Annotated in this window: 1 protein-coding gene; it reads left to right on the forward strand. The window is 65.2% G+C overall.

Annotated features, from left to right (window positions below):
• Positions 1 to 241: 241 nt before the first annotated feature.
• The gene (locus tag ACVOLR_RS20000; RefSeq protein ID WP_481537981.1) at positions 242 to 2416 is read left to right on the forward strand and encodes a glycoside hydrolase family 3 N-terminal domain-containing protein; all 2175 of its coding nucleotides are present in this window, start codon (positions 242 to 244) and stop codon (positions 2414 to 2416) included.
• The last annotated feature ends 109 nt before the right edge of the window (positions 2417 to 2525 follow it).

Genomic DNA, 2525 nt, shown 5'->3' on the forward strand with positions numbered 1-2525 from the left:
CCCGTGAGCAGCGCGCCTGACGCACATGTAGTGCCGAGCCATGCTCGGCAGATGTTGCTCATGTAGTGCCGACCCCGGCTGGGCCGGGGGCCGTACCCCCCCCCCCCAGGCCGCCCCCCAACCCCCCCGCCCCCCCCCCCCCCATGCCCGCCCCCCACTACAGGTGTGGCCGTGCGGCAGCCGCTTCACGCTCGTAGCGCTAGAATTGCCCGCTTGAAAGCGTTTACATGAAGGACTGCCGGTGGCCCCCGACCGCATTGAATCCCTGATTTCCCGCATGACAGTCGACGAAAAGGTCGGCCAGCTCAGCGTATTTGCCGACATGGTCCGGCCGTTCGCCCCGGACGTGAACCCGGAGGCCAATGTGCGCAATGCCGAGCAGGTGCTGGAACAGGTGCGCTCCGGCCGGGTCGGCTCGCTGTTCAATGGTGTCGGTGCCGAGCTGGGCCGGCGCATCCAGCAGGTGGCGCTGGAAGAAAGCCGCCTGGGCATTCCGGTCATCCTCGCCTCCGACGTGATCCACGGCATGCGTACCGTTTTCCCGATTCCGCTGGGTGAAGCCGCCAGCTTCGAACCGGACCTGGCCTGCCGCACTGCCCGCGCCACCGCCATCGAAGCGACTGCCGCCGGCATCCACTGGACCTATGCGCCGGCGGTGGATATCGCCCGTGATCAGCGCTGGGGGCGTGGTGCCGAAGGGGCAGGCGAGGACGTGGTTCTGGGCTGCGAATTCGCCGCCGCGCGCGTGCGTGGCTTCCAGGGCGATGACCTGACTGCCGAAGATTCGCTGCTGGCCACGCCCAAGCACTTCGCGGCATACGGTGCGGTCGCCGCAGGTATGGAGTACGCGCAGGTGGATATCTCGCCGCAGACTCTGCGCGATGTGCATCTGCCGCCGTTCAAGGCAGCGCTGGATGCCGGCGCGCTGTCGCTGATGAGTGCTTTCAACGACATCAACGGTGTGCCGGCCAGTGCCAACCGTGCGTTGCTGACCGATCTGCTGCGCAAGGAATGGAAGTTCGAGGGCGTGGTGGTATCCGACTACACCGCCGACATGGAGCTGATCGCGCACGGCTATGCGGCCGATGAAGTGGACGCTACCCGCAAGGCGTTCCTGGCCGGGCTCGACCTGAGCATGCAGAGCGGCTTTTACGATCAGCATCTGGCAGGACTGGTGCAAGCTGGCGACGTGCCAATGGCGGTGCTGGATGAATCGGTGCGACGCATCCTGCGCTTGAAGGATGCCATCGGCTTGTTCGACAACCCCTACCGCTCGCTGGACCCCCAGCGCGAAGCCGACCAATCGCATATCGCAGAACACGATGCACTTGCGCGCGACACCGCGCGCCGTTCGGTGGTGTTGCTGAAGAACGACGGCCAGTTGTTGCCGCTGAAGAAACAGGGCCAGAAGATTGCGTTGATTGGCCCGTTCGTGCAGGACCACGAGAATATCGAAGGCTGCTGGACCTTGTTCGGCGACAAGTCGCGCTACGTAACACTGGAGAGCGGCGTACGCGCCGCCCTTGGCGATGCGGCAGCATTGGAAGTCGTGGCTGGCTGCGCATTGGAAGAGCCGCTGGAAGGCGGCATCGAAGCCGCGGTCGCTGCCGCGCAGCGAGCTGACGTGGTGGTGCTGGCAGTTGGTGAGCCGCAGCGCTACAGCGGTGAAGCGCAGTCGCGCGTGGATATCACCTTGCCACCGGTACAGCAGGCCCTGGCTGAAGCGGTTGCTGCTACCGGCACGCCGCTGGTGGTGCTGCTGCGCAATGGTCGTGCGCTGGCGCTGCAAGGTGCGGTGCGTGACGCCCAGTCCATTGCAGTGACCTGGTATCTGGGCACGCAGAATGGGCATGCATTGGCCGACATCCTGTTCGGCAATTACAGCCCCTCGGCGCGCCTGCCGGTGAGCTTTCCGCATGCCTCGGGCCAACAGCCGTACTTCTACAGTCACCCGCGCAGTGGCCGCCCAGAGCTGCCGACCATGTCGGAGTTCAAATCGCGCTGGCGCGAGTTCCCGAACACGGCGCTGTATGCATTCGGCCACGGCATCGGCTATGCACGCTTTGAGTATGAAACACCGCGTTTGAGCACGCCGCAGCTGGATTGGGATGGCGCGCTTGTGATCCGCACCAATGTCAGGAACACCAGTACGGTGGCGGGTGAGGAAGTGGTGCAGCTGTATGTGCACGACCGTGTTGCCAGCCGGGTACGCCCGGTACGCGAGTTGAAGGCGTTCCAGAAGGTTGCTGTAGCGGCAGGCGCATCGGTGGAGGTGGAGTTCCGTCTGGACCGCCAGCAGCTCGCTTTCACCGGCGTGGAAGGTGACTACCGAGCAGAGCCTGGTCTGTTCGATGTGTGGGTATGCGCTTCGTCGGTGAGCGGCGAAGCGGTGAGCTTTGAGCTGCTGGGCCCCTGATCCAGAACGCTGTACGCGAGTAAGCTTTGCTTTCGGTAGTGGGGGGGCCCCCGAGGCCCCGGGGGGTTGGGCGGAAGGCCCCCCCCCGCCAAGGGAGGGCCGACCACAA

This window comes from Stenotrophomonas sp. STEN030 (genome assembly GCF_056759995.1).